General features: G+C 37.9%; 19 protein-coding genes. 10 read left to right on the forward strand and 9 right to left on the reverse strand.

The features are described 5' to 3' along the window. Nucleotides 1–6 precede the first annotated feature (6 nt). Both ODZ84_RS15060 and ODZ84_RS15065 read left to right on the forward strand, forming a co-directional pair. A complete protein-coding gene (locus ODZ84_RS15060) occupies nucleotides 7–3,072 on the forward strand; it encodes a DNA polymerase III subunit alpha (protein WP_266173226.1) in 3,066 nt (1,021 codons plus the stop codon). A gap of 21 nt (nucleotides 3,073–3,093) precedes the next feature. After that, nucleotides 3,094–3,708, forward strand: a complete 615-nt coding sequence (locus tag ODZ84_RS15065; protein ID WP_266173227.1) for an alpha-ketoglutarate-dependent dioxygenase AlkB family protein — start codon at nucleotides 3,094–3,096, stop codon at nucleotides 3,706–3,708. 128 nt (nucleotides 3,709–3,836) lie between these two features. On the opposite strand, the gene ODZ84_RS15070 is transcribed toward ODZ84_RS15065, so the two are convergent. Together ODZ84_RS15070 and ODZ84_RS15075 are read right to left on the reverse strand one after the other, a co-directional pair. Next, nucleotides 3,837–4,451: a YdeI/OmpD-associated family protein gene (locus tag ODZ84_RS15070; RefSeq protein WP_266173228.1), complete on the reverse strand. Its 615-nt coding sequence runs from the start codon at nucleotides 4,449–4,451 to the stop codon at nucleotides 3,837–3,839. Between the two features lie 4 nt (nucleotides 4,452–4,455). Then, nucleotides 4,456–5,595, reverse strand: coding sequence for a serine hydrolase domain-containing protein (locus tag ODZ84_RS15075; protein WP_266173229.1), 1,140 nt, complete (start codon nucleotides 5,593–5,595; stop codon nucleotides 4,456–4,458). 98 nt (nucleotides 5,596–5,693) lie between these two features. Between ODZ84_RS15075 and ODZ84_RS15080 the strand changes: the two genes are divergently transcribed. Further along, nucleotides 5,694–6,995, forward strand: coding sequence for a M48 family metallopeptidase (locus ODZ84_RS15080; RefSeq protein ID WP_266173230.1), 1,302 nt, complete (start codon nucleotides 5,694–5,696; stop codon nucleotides 6,993–6,995). Nucleotides 6,996–7,021: 26 nt separating this feature from the next. Here ODZ84_RS15080 and ODZ84_RS15085 read toward each other — a convergent pair whose 3' ends face one another. The 3 genes from ODZ84_RS15085 to ODZ84_RS15095 all read right to left on the reverse strand — a co-directional run bounded on the left by ODZ84_RS15085 (nucleotide 7,022) and on the right by ODZ84_RS15095 (nucleotide 10,897). After that, entirely contained in the window at nucleotides 7,022–8,545 is a 1,524-nt protein-coding gene (locus ODZ84_RS15085; RefSeq protein WP_266173231.1) for a hypothetical protein, read from the reverse strand. A gap of 191 nt (nucleotides 8,546–8,736) precedes the next feature. Further along, nucleotides 8,737–10,278 (reverse strand): glycine--tRNA ligase, encoded by a 1,542-nt coding sequence (locus ODZ84_RS15090; RefSeq protein WP_266173232.1) that lies wholly within the window; start codon nucleotides 10,276–10,278, stop codon nucleotides 8,737–8,739. 94 nt (nucleotides 10,279–10,372) lie between these two features. Then, nucleotides 10,373–10,897, reverse strand: coding sequence for a hypothetical protein (locus ODZ84_RS15095; RefSeq protein ID WP_266173233.1), 525 nt, complete (start codon nucleotides 10,895–10,897; stop codon nucleotides 10,373–10,375). A 306-nt stretch (nucleotides 10,898–11,203) separates the two neighbouring features. Between ODZ84_RS15095 and ODZ84_RS15100 the strand changes: the two genes are divergently transcribed. Together ODZ84_RS15100 and ODZ84_RS15105 are read left to right on the forward strand one after the other, a co-directional pair. Beyond that, a complete protein-coding gene (locus ODZ84_RS15100; protein WP_266173234.1) occupies nucleotides 11,204–11,899 on the forward strand; it encodes a pseudouridine synthase in 696 nt (231 codons plus the stop codon). Between the two features lie 256 nt (nucleotides 11,900–12,155). Next, complete coding sequence (locus tag ODZ84_RS15105) at nucleotides 12,156–13,193, forward strand: quinone-dependent dihydroorotate dehydrogenase (RefSeq protein WP_266173235.1); 1,038 nt, start codon at nucleotides 12,156–12,158, stop codon at nucleotides 13,191–13,193. Nucleotides 13,194–13,226: 33 nt separating this feature from the next. Here ODZ84_RS15105 and ODZ84_RS15110 read toward each other — a convergent pair whose 3' ends face one another. Together ODZ84_RS15110 and ODZ84_RS15115 are read right to left on the reverse strand one after the other, a co-directional pair. After that, nucleotides 13,227–14,111: a hypothetical protein gene (locus tag ODZ84_RS15110; RefSeq protein ID WP_266173237.1), complete on the reverse strand. Its 885-nt coding sequence runs from the start codon at nucleotides 14,109–14,111 to the stop codon at nucleotides 13,227–13,229. Nucleotides 14,112–14,133: 22 nt separating this feature from the next. Next, complete coding sequence (locus ODZ84_RS15115) at nucleotides 14,134–15,378, reverse strand: DUF445 domain-containing protein (RefSeq protein WP_266173238.1); 1,245 nt, start codon at nucleotides 15,376–15,378, stop codon at nucleotides 14,134–14,136. Nucleotides 15,379–15,628: 250 nt separating this feature from the next. On the opposite strand from ODZ84_RS15115, the gene msrB reads away from it, so the two are divergent. Both msrB and ODZ84_RS15125 read left to right on the forward strand, forming a co-directional pair. Next, a complete protein-coding gene (gene msrB / locus ODZ84_RS15120) occupies nucleotides 15,629–16,072 on the forward strand; it encodes a peptide-methionine (R)-S-oxide reductase MsrB (RefSeq protein WP_266173239.1) in 444 nt (147 codons plus the stop codon). A 129-nt stretch (nucleotides 16,073–16,201) separates the two neighbouring features. Then, nucleotides 16,202–16,954: a murein L,D-transpeptidase catalytic domain family protein gene (locus tag ODZ84_RS15125; protein ID WP_266173241.1), complete on the forward strand. Its 753-nt coding sequence runs from the start codon at nucleotides 16,202–16,204 to the stop codon at nucleotides 16,952–16,954. A 221-nt stretch (nucleotides 16,955–17,175) separates the two neighbouring features. Here ODZ84_RS15125 and ODZ84_RS15130 read toward each other — a convergent pair whose 3' ends face one another. Next, a complete protein-coding gene (locus ODZ84_RS15130; protein ID WP_266173243.1) occupies nucleotides 17,176–18,555 on the reverse strand; it encodes a HAMP domain-containing sensor histidine kinase in 1,380 nt (459 codons plus the stop codon). 2 nt (nucleotides 18,556–18,557) lie between these two features. After that, nucleotides 18,558–19,241, reverse strand: coding sequence for a response regulator transcription factor (locus tag ODZ84_RS15135; protein WP_266173244.1), 684 nt, complete (start codon nucleotides 19,239–19,241; stop codon nucleotides 18,558–18,560). Nucleotides 19,242–19,484: 243 nt separating this feature from the next. On the opposite strand from ODZ84_RS15135, the gene ODZ84_RS15140 reads away from it, so the two are divergent. From ODZ84_RS15140 to ODZ84_RS15150, 3 genes are read left to right on the forward strand one after another with little or no spacing between them, the layout of a single operon-like run. Further along, a complete protein-coding gene (locus ODZ84_RS15140) occupies nucleotides 19,485–20,813 on the forward strand; it encodes a hypothetical protein (RefSeq protein ID WP_266173245.1) in 1,329 nt (442 codons plus the stop codon). Nucleotides 20,814–20,824: 11 nt separating this feature from the next. Further along, nucleotides 20,825–21,244, forward strand: a complete 420-nt coding sequence (locus ODZ84_RS15145; RefSeq protein ID WP_266173246.1) for a Dabb family protein — start codon at nucleotides 20,825–20,827, stop codon at nucleotides 21,242–21,244. Between the two features lie 20 nt (nucleotides 21,245–21,264). Beyond that, on the forward strand, nucleotides 21,265–21,756 hold the full coding sequence (locus ODZ84_RS15150; RefSeq protein ID WP_266173247.1) for a cupin domain-containing protein: 492 nt from the start codon (nucleotides 21,265–21,267) through the stop codon (nucleotides 21,754–21,756). Nucleotides 21,757–21,852 lie beyond the last annotated feature (96 nt).

A 21,852-nucleotide genomic window follows, 5' to 3' on the forward strand; every position in this document is an offset into this window, starting at 1 on the left:
TCTCATATGTTTTTAAATTGTCATTCCTTTCACAGCCTCCGTTACGGAGCTTTATCGGTAGAAAAACTGGTGCAGCAGGCGGAGGCGCTGGGTATTAAAGAATTAGTGCTGACGGATATCAATACGGTTACCGCGATTTATGATTTCAAGAAAGTGTGCGAAGGAAAAGGAATTAAACCCATCGCAGGAATGGAAGTCAGAAAAGAGAGCAGATTACTTTATATTGCCATTGCAAAAGAATTTTCAGGGATCGGTGAGGTCAATACAATAATTACGGCACACAACCGTAATGAAGAAGAACTTTCTGAAGCAGCTCCTGAATTTAAAAACGTTTTTGTGATCTACCCGTTACACAATATTCCGGAGCGCTTAAGAGAAAATGAATTCATAGGAATCCGCGAAGAAGAGCTGAATCTTCTGGTGCGTCCCGAGCTTAAAAAAAGGATTTCTGAAATGGTTGTTCTGCATCCTGTTACCTTCAGTACGAAAGAAGAATACAACCTGCACAGGATTTTGAGAGCGATCGATAATAATACGATTATTTCAAAGCTTGCCGAAGGAAATCTCTGTCGCAAGTCGGAGTATTTTAAATCCGAAAAAGAGATGATTCATACCTTTCAGCACCATCCGGAGATTATTCGGAATACCCGGTTTATTTTAAACCAATGCCATTTTGAATTTACCTATAAAGAGAAAGGAAGCACAGAAAATAAGAATAAAAAATATTATACCCAATCCCGGGAAGAAGATATAGAACTGTTGACCAGGCTTGCCTACGAAGGTCTGGAGAAAAGATATGGTACAAACGAAACGGCAAGATTAAGAGTTGAAACTGAATTAAAAGTAATAAGTGACCTTAATTTCTCTGCCTATTTTTTGATTACATGGGATATTGTTCAGCATAGCAACAGGATGGGATTTATGCATGTGGGAAGAGGAAGCGGGGCCAATTCCATTGTGAGTTATTGCCTGGGAATCACAGATATCTGTCCGGTGGAACTTGATCTTTATTTTGAACGCTTTCTGAATCTCAACCGTACCTCACCTCCTGATTTTGACCTCGACTGGAGCTGGCAGGACCGCGATGCCATTCTTAAATATGTTTTTGAAAAATACGGAAAAGAACATGTGGCATTCTGTGGAACCAATGTAGAATTTAAGTACCGGTCAATTTTCAGGGAAGTGGGAAAAGCCTTCGGGCTTCCGAAAGAAGAGCTCGATATGCTGGCGACAAAACCACCGGAAACGCATTATTCTGATAAAATCATAAAATCGGTGTATAAATATGGGAAGCTTCTGGAAAAATATCCGAACCAGCGGAGTATGCACGCCTGCGGCATTCTGATCTCTGAAGATCCCATTACCAATTTTACCGCTTTAGAAAGGCCCCCGAAGGGATTCCCGATTGCCCAGTTTGATATGGATGTGGCGGAAGACATTGGTCTTGAAAAATTTGATATTCTTTCTCAGAGAGGGTTGGGAACCATACAGGATACTGTAGATCTGATCAGAAAAACAAGAGGAATTGATGTTGATATCCGCGATACAAGGCTTTCCAAAGATGAAAAAAAAGCCAATGAATATTTAGCCATAGGGAAAACAATCGGATGCTTTTATATAGAATCACCGGCCATGCGCGGACTACTCAGAAGATTAAAATGTGACAATTACAGGATACTGGTTGCCGCTTCCTCTATTATCAGACCGGGAGTGGCCCAGAGTGGCATGATGCGGGAATACATCTTCAGGCATAATCATCCGGATCAGTTTCAGTATTTCCACCCCATATTTGAGGAGCATCTGAAAGAGACCTATGGCATTATGGTCTATCAGGAAGATGTGATTAAAATTGCCCAGTATTTCGGAAATCTGTCTCTGGCTGACGGAGATATTCTGCGGAGAGCAATGAGTGGAAAAGGCCGCTCCATTAAAAAACTTCGGGAAGTAAAAGCTAATTTTTTTAAATCCTGTACCGACAAAGGGCATTCGCTTCAGTTAACAGCCGAAGCATTCCGGCAAATAGAATCTTTCGCAGGGTACTCTTTCTGTAAGGCACATTCGGCATCGTATGCAGTAGAAAGCTATCAGAGTCTATACCTGAAGGTCTATTATCCTTTGGAATTTATGGTTTCGGTGATCAATAACCAGGGAGGATTTTACCGGACCGAAGTCTATATTCATGAAGCAAGAATGTCGGGAGGCAATATCCGGGTTCCGTGTGTCAATTCCAGTGATCTTCAGACAACACTAAAAGGAAAAGAGATCTTTTTGGGGCTGATGCTCCTGGAAGGCCTGGAGACCAAAATTGCGCACGGAATTGTTGAGGAACGGGAAAGAAACGGGGCTTATTCCTCTTTACAGGACTTTATTAAACGTGTTCCTGTCGGTATTGAAACCATACAGATCCTGATTTTTATCGGGGCATTCGGATTTACGGATAAACCTAAAAATGAACTCCTGGTGGAAGCCAGAATACTGCTGGTAAATTTCAAACCTGAAAACAGGGGACTTATGTTGATTCAGGAGCCCGTTCAGGAATTTCGGCTTCCTGAGTTAAAAAGAGAAAAGTTTGAGGATGCTTTTGATGAAATCGAACTGATAGGCTTTCCGGTTTCATGCAGCCCGTTTGATCTGTTGCAGACCCAATACAGAGGCTCGGTTTTTGTGAAAGATCTGTTGAGGTTCCATAAAAAACAGGTAAAGATGATGGCCTATCTGATTTCCAGAAAACATGTGCCGACTAAGAAAGGCGAGATGTATTTCGGAACCTGGATTGATGCGGACGGTGATTATTTTGATACGGCCCACTTTCCGGATAGCCTGAAACAATATGATTTTCAGGGTGGAGGATGCTACTTACTTTTAGGAACGGTAGAAGTAGATTATCATTTTCCGACCATTACCATTCATAAGATGGCGAAGATGCCCATGATCCCGGATCCCCGGTATGCTTACGATAAAGAAAAGCAATATGATATTCACCGGCAGATTAAGGAAGATGTAAGCATGACTAATAGAAAACCCTATCCTCAGGCCCATGAGATCGGATTGCCACGATATAAGATAGAATAGCAGTTAAATTTAAATAATAAAATGATGGATCAGCTGAGTTTATTTGATGCAGAAGAATTATACGAATTTCCAAAAGATCTTCTGGAGTACAGAGAACATTTTTTAAGTAGGGAAGAAGCAGACCGATTAAAAGAGACTCTGCTGGATACTGCTCCGTGGGAACAGCATACCCAGAAAATGTATGATAAAATCGTACTGACTCCCCGGCTGACAGCCTGGTATGGAGATCCAAAAGATGATAAGGCTGAAGAAGAAAGAAAACCGACAAATCTATGGACCCCTGAGCTGTTTTCTTTAAAGGAAAAAATAGCGAAAGAGTTTGGCTGCCGGTTTAACGGGGTCCTGCTGAACCTTTACAGAGACCACAATGATTCTGTGGCCTGGCACAGGGATAAGGAAAGCAGGTATGGGAAACGGCCTGTCATCGCATCCATTAGTCTGGGGCAGACCCGGAACTTTGATTTCAGGAAAAAAGATCACCATCAAAGCAAATACAGCCTTCCTCTTCCCCACGGCTCGCTACTTATTATGAAAGGCGATCTGCAGGAACATTGGGAGCATAGGATTGCTAAATCTGCCATTCCAATGAAGGAAAGGATTAATCTTACTTTCAGATTAGTGAATGATCTTATATAACCGGAATCATCTGATAAATAGTTTATCTTTCTGTAGGTATTAAAGCCCATTGTGAAATGACTGCCTCAATTTTACTAAATCAATACAGGGTTAACTAAAGATTTAGGTCAAATGTGTATCGAAGGGTTTCATAACTTTTTTTCATATTTCCAGTTTCTTCCTTTGCCTTCGGCAATCCATTCCAGCGCCTGTGCTATTCTTTTGTTCCTGGTAGCTTCAGTTTTTGCTTCAGCAATCCAGCTGATATACTCTTTTCTGAATGAAGCTGATCCTTTCTCAAAAACAGCAAGAGCTTTCTGATGGTCATTCAGTGCATTTTGAAACGCATCCGGAATTTCAGGCTCCTTTGCAGAAGGGACTGCTTTTTTTACGGTAACTCCCATGTCGGTCAGCTCCATCGCCTCAAGAATGGCATTTTTAAGCTGAGGTTTTGAAGGCAGCTCTTCAATTCTGGTAATTTTTCCTAAGCTGAACATCGAATTTTTCTCAATATTTTTCGTGATCTCCCGCATCGTTTTCATCTCCTTTTCCAGCCAGAATCCAAAGGTACAGTGCTGCTTAAATGAAGCCATTGAACAAAGTATTTTGCCTTTATAAGTGAAATTCGGGAAGCTCCATTTTATTGTTTCTTCCGCATCGGGGCAGTATTCATGAACAAGTTCGCGGAGATAATGTAAAACAGGCTTTGCAAAATCCCGGGACTTCTCAATATATTCATCCACCTGAGCGCTGTACTTTTTCATATTTTTATTGAAATAATTTTACCGTTTCGTTCACCAGGAATTTCACCTGATCAGGTCTTCCCCTGTCATTTTTAGGAAGGTTATTATAGCTTCCTGTTCTTACAATCACCATATTGTGTTCAGGAATCATAATGATATACTGGCCCTGTAATCCAAGGAAATAATAATGCCGGACAGGATTATCGTGATTAATCCAGAATCCCATTCCATAAATTTCTCCGGATTTCTGAGTAGGCATTCTCATTTGGTTAATAAAATCAGGATTTAAAATTTGCTGGTTTCCCACTTTTCCGTTGTCCAGAAAAAACTGTCCCAGTTTTGCAAAATCTCTTGCGTTGGAGTGGATGCAGCAATAGGTTTTTTCCATTCCGCTTTCATCAGTACTCCATTCTGCATTTTGTTCCATGCCCAATGGTGTCCAGAATTTTTCAGATAGATAACCGGCTAAAGACTGATTAACAGCCTTTCGTACCGCAAACCCAAGAAGCTGTGTGGAGCCGCTCTGATATTCAAATTTTTCACCGGGCTTATGTTTAAATTTTCTTGAAAAGGAAGCCTTTACCAGACTTCTTCCGTAGTATGCTTTGGCATTGGGAAGAAAAGGGTTTTTATAGTCTTCATTCCAGTTTAACCCGGCTTCCATTTGGGCCAGATTTTTTAACGTGACCTCCTTTCCGAATTCTTTTTGTTTGAATTCATCAAAATAATCGGATAATTTATCATCAATACTTTTAATTTTCCCTTCTTCCAGGGCTTTTCCCAGAAGCATGACAGTAACTGCTTTCGCCATGGAAAAAGAATTGGTTTGTGACAATGGAGTATAGCCGTTAAAATACTGTTCATGAACCAGTTTCCCGTTTTTAACGACAATGAAAGAAGCGGTGTGGGAATGGATCAGATCATCCGTTATATTCTGAGGCAGTTCCGTTGCATTATAGCCGGGAGCTTCTTCCCAGAGAACGGGATTTTTCGTTGCAATGATATTTCCTGAAAAGAGTTTGCCGTCATCAATATTGGCACTTGATTTTCCTTTCAGGTAGGTTTTTGAAATTCCGTTAAAAAGATATCCATATCCGAAAATATAAGTAAGGACGATGATAATGATAAGAATAATCAGAAAGGTCTGTAAAATGATCAGCCACATATTTAAATGATTAGGGTAAAACAAATTTAAAATAAAATTGACACGAAAATTAAAATGGATATGTAAATAAACTATTTTTGTGATTATTTGATAAAAACATGAATTTCAGACTTATTAACGGGTTATTTATTTTTATTTTCGGATTGTCTTTCAGTCAGATAAATAAGACTACAGACACCGCAGATTACGCACAGCGAAAAGAATTTATACAAACTTTCGATATCAATAATGAGCTGTTTATTAAAAAGATAAAATCGCAATATTCGGGTAAAACAGGGACTGAGCTTGCCAAAATTTATAAAGAATTCGGGACTGATTTTATGAAGCAGGTGAAAAACCGGGATTTTATCTTTAAATCAGATTATGACATCCACGTAAAATCGCTGATTCAGCGGTTAAGAAAAAATAGTCCCCAGATTCCGCAAAATTTAAAAATACTAATCGCTAAAGACAATACACCCAACGCATATTGCCTTCTGGACGGAACTTTTGTGATCAATATGGGGCTTTTTTACTGGCTTGACAATGAAGAGCAGATGGCTGCTGTTATTTCTCATGAGCTGGGCCATCGGATCAAAGAACATTCTTTTAAGCTTTTTGTGGAATTTGTTGAAAATAATGAAAAAGATAAAGTCGCCGTCAAAAATCTGAAAATTGAGCAAAAGGGGATTAATCAAAAAGCTTTTGATATTCTTAAAAACAGGATGTATAAAAAGGGTGCTGAAAAGAGACAGCAGGAGATGGAAGCCGATTCATTGGGCTATTCAATTTTTACAAGAGGAGATTTCCGTAAGGGTGAATTTGTCAATATGTTAAAAAAGCTTCAGGATTTTGATACGATATCACCCCGGACATTGAAAGTGGAAACCTATAAAAAGTTTTTTGAACTTCCCCATCAGCATTTTAAAGACCAGTGGCTTAAAAAAGAAGATTTCTCACTCTATAATTATGATTTTTATAAAGAAAAATTTAACAGAGATTCTTTAGCATCACATCCTGAGATGACCAAAAGAATAGAGCATATAAAGAAAATTTTCCCGGAGCTCAGCCAGGACACTGAAACCCTTAAACCTTCGCCTGCTTATGAAACCCTTGCAAAAGCAGCAGAAATGGAAGTTTTGCCCAACTATTATCATTCTGAAGATTACGGATTAGGAATTTATGTTTCGCTGCAGTTTTTACAGGATGGGAAAGATGAAGCCTATTATAAAAGCTGGCTTGGAAAATACTTTGCAAAAATTTATGAAGCCCGGAAAAATTATAATCTTAACAGATACCTGGATAGAATTGAACCTAAAAAACAGAGTGACAGCTATCAGCAGTTTTTAAATTTTATGTGGAATCTGAGCCTCGAAGAGATTAAGAATATTTCAGAATATTATCAAAATAAAAAATCCTGATCGCATGATCAGGATTCTTTGTCTTATCAGTAGTTCAGCCTTTCGAGACGTATTTTATTGAATTTTTCTTTTTCATTAAACTCCCGGAGTAGGATATAACCTTCTTTTCCGACATAAGGAAGTACGGTATAAGAATCTTTCTCTGAAATAGGAACGACTTCCTGCTTAAAGGTCCCGTTAATAAGAGTATTGATGAAGAGTTTCCAGTTTTTCTCCTTGGTTTCTTTATCTTTTTGTAAATCTCTGTAAAAGAAAACCACATCATTCCCGTCATTAATATATTGTGAAAACAAATAATCACTGGTTGCCAGCGACTTTTCTTTGGTGAATATCTTAGTTCCTTTTACTTTAAAGTCTTTATCTGTAAAAATATAAACCAGGTCGGTTGTTTTGGGAACACCGTAATTGAAGTCTATCTTATATTTTTCAAGGAGAATTCCCACGCTTCCGTCTTTTAAGAAAAAGACATCCCGGGGCTGTAGGTGATAGCTTTTTTCCACATATCCAAATTGATCAATTTTCGGAATGTAAGAAGACAGATCGGTAGTGTAATTGATCTTTTTGGTAGTAACTTCAAAAGTATTCTTATCAATGATCAGTCTTGCAAAGCCGACCCCTTTTTTATTTTCAAAATTTCTTCCGACCATGACAATTTTATCATCGAATGTTTTGTCGTTATCCAAACTTCTCGTTGTGGAAGAAAGTGAGGTGATGTGATCGACGGTGTCATCAGAAAGCCCGGAAATAGGTTTGCTGACCACTTCTTTCCCTGTTTTCATATCTAAAACAAGCAAAGTGAATTCTTTGGTGTCGTTGGTTTTTTTCTGTCTGATAAAGTAGATATGTTGGGCATCCTTTTCTACCAATGCCAGTTCTTCGGTATTTTTCTTATCACCATTTTCATTATATCGGTATCTCCAGACTTCGTTTTTGTTTTCATCAAACTTTATCAGGGAATTATTGTTGACATATTTACCATAATCATTGAGTTCAATAGCTAAAAAGCCGCCTTCTTTGATTTCAAAAACGCTTGAGTAGTAATTATACCCTTTGGCTTTTTTCTCTTCCTTGTTCTCCTGACGGGCAGTTTTCCAGTTTTTGGGCTGATTGATCACTTTGAAAGTCCCGTTGTCGTAGTCGTAATACGTCTTTTGCTGAACAGAATTACTTGCTAAGTCAATTTCCATGGAACGGGGCGTAAACAGTTCACCCATTTTAATCTTAGAATAATCTAATGAACTGGGACGCAGAATTACTTTTTTTCTGAAGTCTACATAGCCCATATACGAACCTGCCGTAATATCACCTTCGAATTCTTTATTGGCAACGGGATTCAGGTTTTTATCCAGGATGACATACTCGAATTTTTTTGTTTTGTCTCCGGATTTCCCATAGGAATAAAGAGATACATATCCGTAAAGGTTATCCTGCTCATCGAATAAAGCATTCATACCTACATGTTCTCCGGTAGCCAAAGCCGCCAGATCCTGTGTCTGGGAAAAATATAAAGTCTGAACTAAGCCAAATGCCAGTAAAAATATTTTTTTCATGATTGAAATTTGGCCTCAAAAGTAATAAATTAACTTATATTTTCATAAACTCTTATCAAAATAGGGTATAAGACGGGAGTGGAGAGGTAAGGCGGAAATTTCTGATGCATACCGATTACTTTGGTAATCTTAACCGCCGGCCTTTCTACTTTTTCAAAATAAAAAAGCCCTGATTTCTCAAGGCTTCTGATCTATAGTTTAGAAAGTAAATTTCTGAAATTCGTCTTTTCGTCGATGATCCTTCTCAGTTCTGAAACCGGAACTCTTTCCTGTTGCATTGTATCCCGGTCTCGGATTGTCACCGTGTGATCCGTCAGTGAATCATGATCAATAGTGATACAGTAAGGAGTACCGATGGCGTCCTGTCTTCTGTATCGTTTTCCGATCGCATCTTTCTCTTCGTAGAATAAGTTGAAATCGTATTTTAAGTCATTGAAAATCTGTTCTGCATATTCTGCGAGACCATCTTTCTTCATTAGCGGAAGAATTGCGGCTTTAATAGGAGCTAAAGCAGGAGGCAGTGATAATACCGTTCTTTCTGATCCGTCCTCCAAAGTTTCATCTTTCAGGCAATGCGCAAAAATAGAAAGGAATAACCTGTCCAGTCCTACCGAAGTTTCCACCACATATGGCACATAATTCTGGTTTCTTTCCGGATCGAAGAACTGCAGCTTTCTTCCTGAGAATTCTTCATGTGCTTTTAAGTCGAAGTCTGTTCTGGAGTGAATACCTTCCAGTTCTTTGAATCCAAATGGGAAGTTAAATTCAATATCGGCTGCTGCATTAGCATAGTGAGCCAGTTTCTCATGGTCATGAAACCTGTAATTATCATTTCCCAAACCTAACGCCAGGTGCCAGTTCAGACGTTTTTGCTTCCATTGTTCGTAGAATTCCAATTCTGTTCCCGGGGCAACGAAAAACTGCATTTCCATTTGTTCAAATTCGCGCATTCTGAAAATAAACTGTCTTGCAACAATCTCATTTCTGAATGCTTTCCCGATCTGGGCAATACCGAAAGGCAGTCTGTGACGTGAAGTTTTCTGTACATTCAAAAAGTTAACGAAGATCCCCTGGGCCGTTTCAGGTCTCAGATAAAGATCCATCGCAGAATCTGCAGAAGCACCCAGTTTCGTTCCGAACATCAGGTTAAACTGTCTTACTTCCGTCCAGTTTTTAGACCCTGTATCAGGATCAGCAATTTCCAATTCTTCAATTAAAGCTTTTACGTCAGCAAGGTCTTCATTCTCCAGAGATTTTGCGAGTCTTGAAAGAATAGCTTCGCGTTTTGCTCTGTATTCCAAAATTTTCGGATTCGTCGCAACAAACTGATCTTTATCGAAAGCATCACCGAATCTTTTCGCTGCCTTCTCGATTTCTTTGTTCTCTTTATCTTCTATTTTCAGGCAGTAATCTTCCACCAAAACATCTGCTCTGAAACGTTTTTTAGAATCTTTATTGTCAATCAATGGATCGTTGAAAGCGTCTACGTGGCCCGATGCCTTCCAGGTAGTGGGGTGCATAAGGATTGCCGAATCAATACCCACAATATTTTCGTTAAGCTGTACCATCGCTTTCCACCAATATTGTTTGATATTATTTTTTAGTTCAGCCCCGTTCTGTCCGTAATCATAGACAGCGGATAAACCATCGTAGATCTCACTCGAAGGGAAAATAAAACCATATTCTTTAGCGTGAGAAATCACTTTCTTGAAAACATCTTCTTGTTTTGCCATAATTTTTTTTACGTCTGAAGTGCAAAAATATGAATTTGAATTCCAATTCCATGAAATTCAAAAAAAAAGCTGTAAAAAACTTGAAGAGATATTCTTAAAAATGGTAACTGAAGGCCATCCCATGGCCGGTAAAACCGGCTTTATAATACGCGTGATTAGAATTACGGCGAGATCCGTTTTCCAGTTCGACCGCTTTATTTAAATTCTTTTTTGAACTCGAGTTAATGATAATTCCGATAAGGGTAACCCCTGCGCCAATTCCCGCCAGAGCCCAACCTCCCTGGTTTCTTTTATAAGTATAGGGAATGGACGTTCCATATCCGTAATTGAAATAAACCGTTTCATCTTTTTGTAAAGCTTTTACGATACCCGCTCCCATCAGTGCTCCTCCCGTAAAACCGAAAATCTGTCCCAATGTAGAGCTCGAACGGGATCTTTTAGCATACTTTAAGGCGTCGGCATTGGTAAAAACCTTTTTATATTCTGAGGCTTTGTACGTTTGATCTCCCCTGATATAAAATTCTTTATTGGTTTTTCCTAATTCCAGTGAATCTGAATTCTGTGCAAAAGAAATTAATGGAAAGCTGCTTAAAAGGATTGCAAATAATAGTTTTTTCATAGTCAAAATTTTGCGCGAAAATAGAGAAATAAAGATTTGTATACGAATTTTTATAGTTAAACTTTCAGGAGCCGGGAGCCTGCTTTCGCTATTCGCTATTTCGTTGTTTTCAGCGCGGCGGCTCAGCCGCCGCGCTGAAAACAACGAAATGAACTCAAACCTGACGGGTTTCAAAAACCCGTCAGGTTTTTATTCGCTGTCTGAAATCATAAAAGCTAATATCATTTTAACAAAATTGGAATAGATTTTCAGGTAATTTCAGCGAAGGTTTCAAGTGAATAGATTTGAAATCTCTACTTTTGCCGGATGCTAGAAATTCTTTATCGCGACGAACACCTTATTGCCATCAACAAACCCAGCGGATTACTGGTTCACAAATCCTTTTATGCAGGAGAAGCAGATACCTACGCTATTCAGGAGCTGAAAAAGCAGATCGGACAAAAGGTTTTTCCTGTACATCGGCTGGACCGGAAAACTTCGGGTGTTTTGCTGTTTACTTTGGATAAAGAGACCCTGAGGATCATGAGTGAGCAGTTTGCATCCCGGGAAGTCGAAAAGAAATACATCGCTATTCTTCGGGGTTGGGCCAAAGAAGAAGAAACAATCGATTATGATCTGGTTAATGAAAATGAAGTCACCCAAAATGCCGTTACGTATTATCGTCGTTTACAGACCTCAGAAATAGATTTACCTTTCTTAAAACATCAGACGTCGAGATATTGTTTAGTAGAAGCTACTCCTGAAACCGGAAGATTTCATCAGCTGAGAAAACATTTCAAACATATTTTACATCCTATTTTGGGCTGTCGTAAGCATGGGTGCAACAAACAGAATAAGTTGTGGCTGGAAACATTCGGTATCAATAAAATGACCCTTCACGCCCATCAGTTGATCTTTAATCATCCGGTTACCAATGAAAGAATTACGTTAAGTGCCACGCTGGATGATGAATTCAAAAGAGTAGGGGAAATCCTGAATTTTGACCTAAGCTCTTATTCGTAATGACAACCTCAATATATCCTTGTCAGAGTTTCAAACCTTGACAAGGGTCATAGATCAATAGACTTTGTCAGTTTGAGTGTTTTCGTAGAAAGCAGAGAAATGTATTGAGAACTTAACTAACTTTTAGTATGGTCTTTAAACCTACCTGAATTGACGTAACGTTATAGATTCAGGCTATTTATACATTCTTGATAAAATATCATACGTCAATTTAGGATTAATTTTAAAATGAGTATTTTTGTAAAACTTTTTTTCAATGTACAAATCGCTTATTCGCCCCATCCTTTTCAAATTTGATCCCGAAGAAGTTCATCACTTTACTTTTTCGATGCTTAAAAATTTTGGATTTCTTACCAGATTGTTTTTTCCTAAACCTATTAAAGACAAGCGTCTGGAAAGAGAAGTTTTCGGATTGAAATTTAAAAATCCCGTAGGACTGGCCGCCGGTTTTGATAAAAATGCGGTACTGTTTAATGAATTGGGAGATCTGGGTTTCGGATTTGTAGAAATCGGTACGGTAACGCCGAGGGCGCAGGCCGGAAACCCTAAAAAAAGATTGTTCCGTTTGATTGAGGACGGCGGGATCATCAACAGAATGGGGTTTAATAATGACGGTCTTCAGGCTGCTATCGAAAAACTGAAAGGGAACAGGGGAAGAATTATCATTGGCGGAAACATCGGAAAAAATACAGATACAAGCCCGGAAAATTATACTCAGGATTACCTAGATTGTTTTGAAGGTCTGCATCCTCATGTAGATTATTTTGTACTGAATGTAAGCTGTCCGAATGTAGGCAGCCACGCCAAGCTGGAAGATGTAGACTATCTCCGCGAATTGATTACGGAAGTTAAAAAAATAAATCAGTCGAAATCTGTTCAGAAACCGATTTTGCTTAAAATAGCTCCGGATCTCAATCATACCCAGCTTGACGAAATTATTGAATTGATTGCCGAGACAAAGATCGACGGGATCGTAGTTTCCAATACTTCAGTAAACAGAGAGGGGCTGAAAACTTCACCGGAAGTTCTGGAGCAAATCGGAAACGGAGGACTAAGCGGTAAACCGATTCGGGAGAGAAGTACCCAAATGATTAAATATCTTTCGGATAAAAGCAACAGGGCATTCCCGATCATCGGGGTCGGTGGAATTCATTCTGCAAAAGATGCCATTGAAAAGCTGGATGCAGGAGCTGATTTGGTTCAGCTGTACACTGGATTCATCTATGAAGGTCCGGAATTGATTAACGATATCAATAAAGAAATTTTAAAAAGAGCGGGCAGACTGCCGGGATAACATACAAAGCGTTTCAGCTGTTTTTATGTTTAACTATTTAGACTTTACAACAGATGCGTTTTTAGGGTCTACCGTTATATTGTAGGATGACCTGTTGTCGGATTTTTTAATATTGAATTTCAGAATTTTTGAGTCTTTATTTCGCGTGACTTTGGTATCGTAAATATTTTCCAGACAGCTTTCTGTGAGAAACTCCTCGTAGTTTTTATAATTCCAGTCTTTTGTAAAATATAAAACCCGATAGCCTTTTTCTCCTTCGCTTGCGCCACACCTTCCGCATGCATTAAAGTTGGAGGAATGCTCGAAATAGAGTAAAATACGGTTTCCGTTCTCTCCGGAAAAATAGGAAATGAGCTCATTTCCGCCATGCTTATTAATAAAATCAAAAGTATTGATCTTTTTATTATTGGGCAGAATCAGATAATTATTGTAACGGTAAACCATGGTATTACCGGTGAATAATTTTGCCGGATGTATTTTTTTATTCAGATAAAAACTGCCCGGAACAGGATTCTCTTTGAGGTCATTTTGCTCGAAGATCATTTTCTCCTTAGGAGATAATGTTTCTGCAATTTCTGTTGCTTTTTCTACTTTCTGAGGTGAGGTAATCTGTTCTCTGAAACTTTCAGAACCCTTTTTCTGATCGGCGAAATTAAATAAAGACAGTTTCCCGTAATCATAGATACCGGTCAATGGGATTTTCTTTTGGTATTTATCATAGTAATACCATCCGTCAACAAAATATTGGGACAAGTTGCAGTCCGCAATTCCTGCAAAATAAAGCTGCATCGTGATAGGAACGCCCGCAATATCTCCTTTGAAAACCTGCGATGAATCCGTTACTTTCTTCAATTCAACTTTCTGACAGAGGAGGAAGGTTATGTTCAAAGAAAATAATAAAAGTAGCGTTTTTCTCATGGCTCAGTTTTGTGGTTATGTTTCAGAGGAAGAAGTGGGAGATGGTATAAATGATGAGTCCGACCAAACCTCCGACCAAAGTCCCGTTAACCCGGATAAACTGAAGATCTTTTCCGACTTCGAGCTCCAGCTTTTCACTGAGCTCTTTTCCCTGCCAGTTTCCAACGGTTGAGCTAATGAGATCCCCGAATTGATGGGTGTTTTTAAGAATATATTTATAAGCAGTTACACGTACCCAGTGATCAATTTTATTCTGAAGATTTTCATCTGTTTTTAAATTTTGGGAAAATTCGTTCAGGTTTACCAATAAATAATTTTTTAATAAAGATTCATCCTCCTGAAGTTCTTTAATCAGCGAGTTTTTAATTGAAATCCATATATCGCTGGAATATTCATTCAGTTTATCGTTTTTAAGAAGATCATTTTTAATTGTTTTAAATTCATCCTCCCATTTCGGATCCTGTTTCAGTTCGGTAGAAAAATCGTAGATTTTTTGTGTAATTAATTGTCTGATTTCATGCTGCGGATTTTCTTCAATTTCTTTAAAAAAATCTGCAAGTCCATCTGCAACTTTAATTGCAATCTTATTATCAACAAAAGCAGGAATAAAAGTATAACTACCTTTTCTCACGCGATCTTTAATCATTTCATCGTTTTCAATAATATAATTTTTAATCTGGGCCGAAAGATTGGTAATAATTTTCTGATGATCGTTTTTGTCTAAAAGATAATTGATTCCGTTTCCCAAAAGAGCATTAAGTTTGATATTTTCAGTCATTTCAGAAACTTTTTTACTGATGAAAACACTTACCGTAGAATCATCCAGTTTGTTAAGAATATCCAAAACAATACCCGAAAGGTTTTTGATTAAAACTTCCTGATTTTTCTCCTTGGCAAGCCATTCTCCCACAAAATTTGAAACCTTCAGCTTTTGAATATAAGGACGTATGTTCTGAGGAGATAAGAAATTGGAAACGACAAAGCTACCTAAATTGTCCCCCAGCTTTTGCTTGCTGTTTTCGATAAGGTTGGTATGTGGAATCGGAAGACCAAGCGGATGCCGAAACAAAGCCGTTACCGCAAACCAATCTGCCAGGGCACCGACCATTGCCGCTTCTGAAAAAGCACGCACATACCCAATCCAATGAGAATCGCTTGATTTCTGTACAATTGTCGTAATAATAAATACCAATGCCATCAGCACAAATAATCCCGTGGCAAATGCTTTAAATTTTCTTAATTGTTTTCTTTTGGTTTCATCATTCATATTCTCAAATTTAGTAAATTTGGTTGTGAAGTTTAATATTTAACTCAACTACAGAAGATTTAGGAAAATTGTAACACATGAGACCCTAAAAATGATAAACTTATACCGATCGTATAAGAAAATCAAGCTATTTTTTAAATGCCGGTGCACCTTTTTGTTACAAAATGTAGCCTCCGACAAACTTATGTGTTAACTTTTTAATTTTATAGTCGAATATCAATTAATAATCAAAAAATATTTAAATAATTCTATGGAAAACGAAGCAAAAAACAATCCATACTATTCCAGAACCGATACAACAAAACTTAATATTTCGAATGACGAGTGGAAAAATATTTTAGCTCCTGATTTATATGCCATTTCAAGAGAAGCTGCCACGGAAAGGGCTTTTACAGGAAAATACAATGAATTTGACGAGATCGGAGAATATTACTGTGCAGTTTGTGGGAACCATTTATTCCGTTCTGATTCTAAGTTTTCGAGCAGTTGCGGATGGCCAAGTTTCTTTGAGGCAGATAAGGAAGGCGTCTATTATAAAAGAGATACCGCTTACGGAATGGAAAGAGTAGAGGTGCTTTGCAAGAGATGCGACTCTCACCTGGGGCACGTATTTGATGATGGTCCGCAACCTACAGGGCTACGTTACTGCATGAATTCCATCAGTCTGGAATTTGTTGGAGATTCTGCAAAATAAGCAACTTTTAAATCACGAAATCAGTAAGTTAAAGTTTCTTAAATACAGTTAAACTTTTTAGAGTTATTCCTCCTAGATAATTATGTTTTTATACATTTGCTGACTCAATTGAATTTAACATAATATTGAATGAAAGGATTTTATAGCTTATTAGGTATTGTTTACATGGTTACCACTTCATTCTATCTGTCTTCAGAAAAGGCAATCGTAAAGAATGAAATCAGTACAGAAAAAACTGAAAGATTAAACGAAATGAAATCTGAGAAGATCACAACATTATCTTCGTCGGAAGCATTGTACAAATCAATTCCGTTTGAAGAGGGGCACGAACTTAACGAAGAAGTTTTCTTTAAAGCCTTAACAGGTTTTGAAAATTTGAAGAAAGCTGGTTTGCTTAATCAGGATGCTCATTTATTAACGGTATGCGATTTTTCAATGTCTTCCAATACGAAAAGACTGTGGGTGATCGATACAGAAGAAAAGAAGGTTTTATTCAATTCACTTGTGGCCCACGGGAAAAATACAGGTGAAGAATTTGCCACCAACTTTTCGAATACCAACAGTTCTCTGCAGAGCAGTTTGGGATTTTACATCACAGACGCTACTTATAACGGAGATAACGGGTATTCTTTAAGATTGCTGGGGATGGATAAGGGGTTCAATGACGCAGCTTATAAAAGAGCCATCGTCATGCACGGAGCCGACTATGTAAGCGAAAATTTTGCCGCTGTACACAAAAGAATCGGAAGAAGCTGGGGGTGTCCCGCTGTACCGAGAGATTTGACACAACCCATCATTAATACGATAAAAGGAAGGAATTGCCTTTTTATTTACTATCCGGATCAGAATTATCTTTCCAAATCGGAATGGTTAAAATCATAAAATAAAGCAGTCTATCAGGCTGCTTTTTTTACTTATGTTAGCTTAAAATTTAATTTAAAGATATGTATGATGTAATTTAAACACATAAGACACAATAAGAACTTAAAACATTCAGAATATATAAGAAAAAAAATCAAAGATTTTCAAAACTCATGTGTTCTTGTTCGCGGTCTGATAGGTCTTCAATAATTTGCTGTGAGGGCTTTTCCATAGGTTTGAAGTTACAATCTGTTTTGGGAAATAAATTCTATCGTAAAAACACTTCCTTTTAACGACTCAGACTGTAAGGAAAGTCTTCCCTGGTGCATCTCAATAATTCTTTTTACAATCGATAACCCGATACCGTTTCCTTTTTCGTAATTTTTATTTTCCCCCCTGTAAAATAAGTCGAATATTTTGAGCTGGTCGGCTTCCGAAATCCCGATTCCGTGGTCTATAAAACGTATGATAAGATTTTTGTTCTGAACCTCAATTTCTACATAACAACTTTTATCACATGAATATTTACAGGCATTTTCCATCAGATTCAGAAATGCAATTTGGAGTAAATAGGGGTTTCCATGAAAATCATAATGGCTTTCATCCTTATCCGCCAGATTGTCCATGTAATGAATTCCTATTTTGTAGGCAGAATTTTTTTGGAGCAGGGCGACTTTAGCATCTGCCAGCACTTCATCCAGCCTTAGATCTGAAAAAGTGATCTGTGAAATATCATAACTGGCCCTTGCAAAATCCAGCAATGCCGATGAAAGCTGCGACGCATGATTGGCATCCTGTAGCGCATTATCTATCGAAATTTTATAATCATTAAGGGTAACATTAAGCTCTTTGGCAAGCTCAAGTTCAGCAATTAAGGTCGAAAGTGGTGTCCGGAATTCATGGGAAATGGTAGTTACAAACTGTCTGTGATGATTAAATGATTTCTCCAGGCGGTTAAAGGCTGAGTTGAACGTTTCGGTAAGTTCATAAATTTCATCTTTTGCTTTTGGAACCACCAGTCTCCGGTTGAGATTATGTTCTGAAATATCACGGATCTGTAAGATAATATCCTTCAAAGGCTTCAGCGTATAATAGGAAAACAAAAATCCGATAACGAAAATAATGATAATCGAAATAATATAAATCGTAATGACATCTTTTTTAAACTCTTCAATATGCGCTTTTCCGGTAATGTCGGTTGCGCTTCCGATAATGTAGAAGTTCTCACCGTTAAATTCATATTTAACAGCCATATACTGGCGGTCTTTGTTCTGCCACGTAATCCTGTCCCGTTTGGTTTTGATAATTTTATCCAGATATTTCAGATTATTTTTCGATGGTGGAATATCCGTAAACATCAATGATTTATCAGCATTATAAACACTGATGTCCGCTTCGTTTAACAGCTTTTTGTTGCGTTCGTGCAGCTCACGGATTTTCGAATCCTCAATTTTAGCATCAAAAATAAATTCTGATCTCCAGGTAATTTTGTATCCCAAGCGGTCATTGAACTCATCCTCCCTGTTTTTTTCCGACACAAAATAAAGCACATAGGCGAAAACAAAAAGAATTCCCGCAGTAAGAATGGCATAATTAAGCGCTGTTCTGGTGGCTATTTTCATTATTAAAGCTTAAAAATAAATCCCATTCCGGGCTTGGTATGAATAAGTTTCTCTTCAAAATCCTTGTCAATTTTTTTGCGGAGATAGGCAATATAGACATCTATATAGTTAGTGCCCGTATCAAAATGATTTCCCCAGACATTTTCTGCAATTTCTTCACGGCTCAACACTCTTTCTGCATTGCTCATCAGAAAAACCAGAAGCCTGAATTCCTTTGGTGTAAGATTGATTTCTTTATCATCTCTAAAAACACGATTTGTATTTTTATTGATGTTAAGATTATGATAGGCAAGGATGTGTGACTGCTCACTTTTCTCAGGTGAAGAAGATTTTCTTAATAACACGGCTTTTATCCGGGCATACAACTCCCTGATTTCAAATGGTTTTACCATATAATCATCTGCACCGGCATCAAAACCTTCTATTTTTTCATCAATAGTTCCCAAAGCGGTTAACATGATAATCGGAAGGTCAGGATGGTTTTGTTTAACGATTTTGCTCAGTTCAATGCCGTTCATCCGGGGCAACATGATATCGGTAATGATTACATCAAAGGAAATTCTTTTGATCATCACCAAGGCATCTTCTGCATCTTCCGAAATATAAATCTGATAGCCCTGACTTTCAAGGCCTCTTTTTAATAAGGCAGAAACACGGGCATTATCTTCTATAATTAAAACTTTCATGTGAAAATTGTTTCAGGACATTTTTGATCTCACCATACAATAAGTAGGGTCAATGAACTGATTGCCAGTAGTCCCTGGATTGCCGTACAAAGGTATTCTATATTTTTATTTTAAAAAGAACAGATTTATTTTTTTAATAAATTTCTATAGTATTTCTAATTGTTTTCTAATGATGTTCCTGGTCTTTCCAGCCTAATTTTGTCCCGTTGAAATCAACACTAAGGATTTAGAAAAAGAAATATTATGAATAGAAAATCTGTTAAAATCGGACTCATTTTAGTGTCAATTATGGGTATATGTTCAAAAATTGAAGCTCAGAAAAAGAACGATTTTAATAATCCGGGACTCACGCATTATCTGAATGACGAACATACAAGATACGTTTCTTTCAGCGGATATGCAGAACTCTGGGCACGATACACACAGCTCAATCCGGGAAGTCTGATTAATAATGAAGCAAAAACAGATGTTTCAGACCTGTCACTACGCAGAGTGAGGGTAAAAATGACCTATAAACCGACAGAAAAATTAATGTTTGTTTTGCAGGGCGGGACTACCAACGTGAATGTTAATGCAAAAGGAAGCAATTATTTTGATTTACTGGATGCGTATGCAGAATATACGTTTAATGAAAAAATTGCTTTTGGAGCGGGACGTTCAACCTGGAGAGGGCTTTCACGGTTTACAACCGGACCTTTAAATACGTTACTCTATGATCTGCCGGCTTATGCCACATCCAATGCGGGTGCCACAGACTATACAGTGAGAGAACTGGGCGCTTACGTCAAAGGTCAGCTGGGAAAATTCGATTATCGGTTGGTGGTGGCAGATCCATATACGATGGCAACTTCGGATCCTAAATATAATGTAGCTGCCTTCAGTAAAAATTCCCCTCATAAAGATTTCTCAGGATACTTCAGGTATGCCTTTCTGGATACGGAAAATATTTCAACCCCTTTTAATTCCGGAACTTATGGTGGAAAGAAAAATGTTTTGAGTCTGGGTGCAGGGTTCGATTATATTCATAATGCATTGTGGCATCAGGATATCGACAAAAATACCGTAAACGATGACATGAAAAATTTTGCGGTCGATTTATTTTATGATGCACCTTTAAACAAAGAGAAAGGAACTTCCGTAAGTGCATACGGAATGGCGATGCATAATGATTACGGACCGAATTATATCCGGTATGTAGGCACAAATAATCCGGCAACTTCTGTGGATGCCTCTTTGGCGAGTCTTAATGGGGCAGGAAATGCCATGCCGGTGATCGGAACCGGAAACACCTACTATGTTCAGCTGGGAGGAACACTTCCGTATTTAAACAAGGAAAAGAAGAATCTTCAGCTTCAGCCTGCGGTAGGGGTGCAGCTTTCTGATCTTAAAGGGCTTCATGATAACGCTGTTATTTACGATGCCGGAATTTCTTTATTAATGAATGGGATGTCTTCGCGATTAACTTTTGATGCCCAAAACAGACCTGTTTTTACCGGGAGTGCCAATAATAATGCGGTTGTTTCCGACAGACAATGGCAGTTTGTTTTAAAATACAGAATAGATTTTAACTAAAAAAAATAACAATGGAAAGAAGAAAATTTTTATTCCGTTCAGTGCAGGCATCAGCGCTGTTACTGATTTCCGGAAATGTGTTTGCGTCTGCCTTACCTATGTTTAACCCCGTAAAAAAGAAAAAAGTGTACTTCCATTATTTATTATTCTGGCTGAGAAAAGATCTTTCTGCCGCTGAAGTAAAAGAATTTGAAAACTTCTTTGAAGGACTTAAAAAATTACCTTATCAGAAAAATCTCCGCTACGGAAAACCTGCCGGTTCCAGTCCGAGAAATGTTTTAGATAATACTTTTACGTACAATGCTTCTATGGAATTTGATACGCTGGAAGAATTGGAAGCATACGGACAGCTTCCGGAGCATCTGGCTTTGGTAAAAAAATACAAACCGTTCTTTGAGAAAATGATCGTTCATGATACGGTTTACAATTAGAAAAAGAATTTAATTTTAGAATGAAAAATATAGTTAAAGGCATTAGCTTTGTTCTGGCATTAAGCACATTTGGATTGATGAATGCACAGCACAAAAAAAACAAAAATGTAAGTATCAGCGTAAATACCGAAGAATCGAAGGATTATATTCCTGCGGTAAGGTTGGTTAATAATCCTGACGGCTCCTGTACTTTCGAAAAAGGAAAAATTCCCACTTTGAAGCACATGAATACCACAACCTTCTGGATGAGTAATAAAACAGAAGACTGGGAGAAGAATGCGCATCCGGCTCCAAGAAGGCAATATGTGATTACCCTGAAAGGAAATATTAAATTTAAAGTTACTGACGGTTCCACTTTTATCATCAAACCGGGAACGGTTCTTCTGGCAGAAGATCTGAAAGGAAAAGGGCATAGCTGGGATATGGTGAAAAGCAAGGCGTGGGAGAGACTATATATTCCTATTTCTGAAGATGCAGATGATTTTTTTATTTCAGATAAAGATTCAGACTAATTTAGGGATATTTTCAGCGTTTTTATATTTCGTACAATGGTAAAAGCAGTCTAATTTTAGACTGCTTTTCATATTAAATCAAGCTGATTTTCAAAT

The sequence above is a fragment of the Chryseobacterium fluminis genome (assembly GCF_026314945.1).
In the GTDB taxonomy this organism is placed as follows: domain Bacteria; phylum Bacteroidota; class Bacteroidia; order Flavobacteriales; family Weeksellaceae; genus Chryseobacterium; species Chryseobacterium fluminis.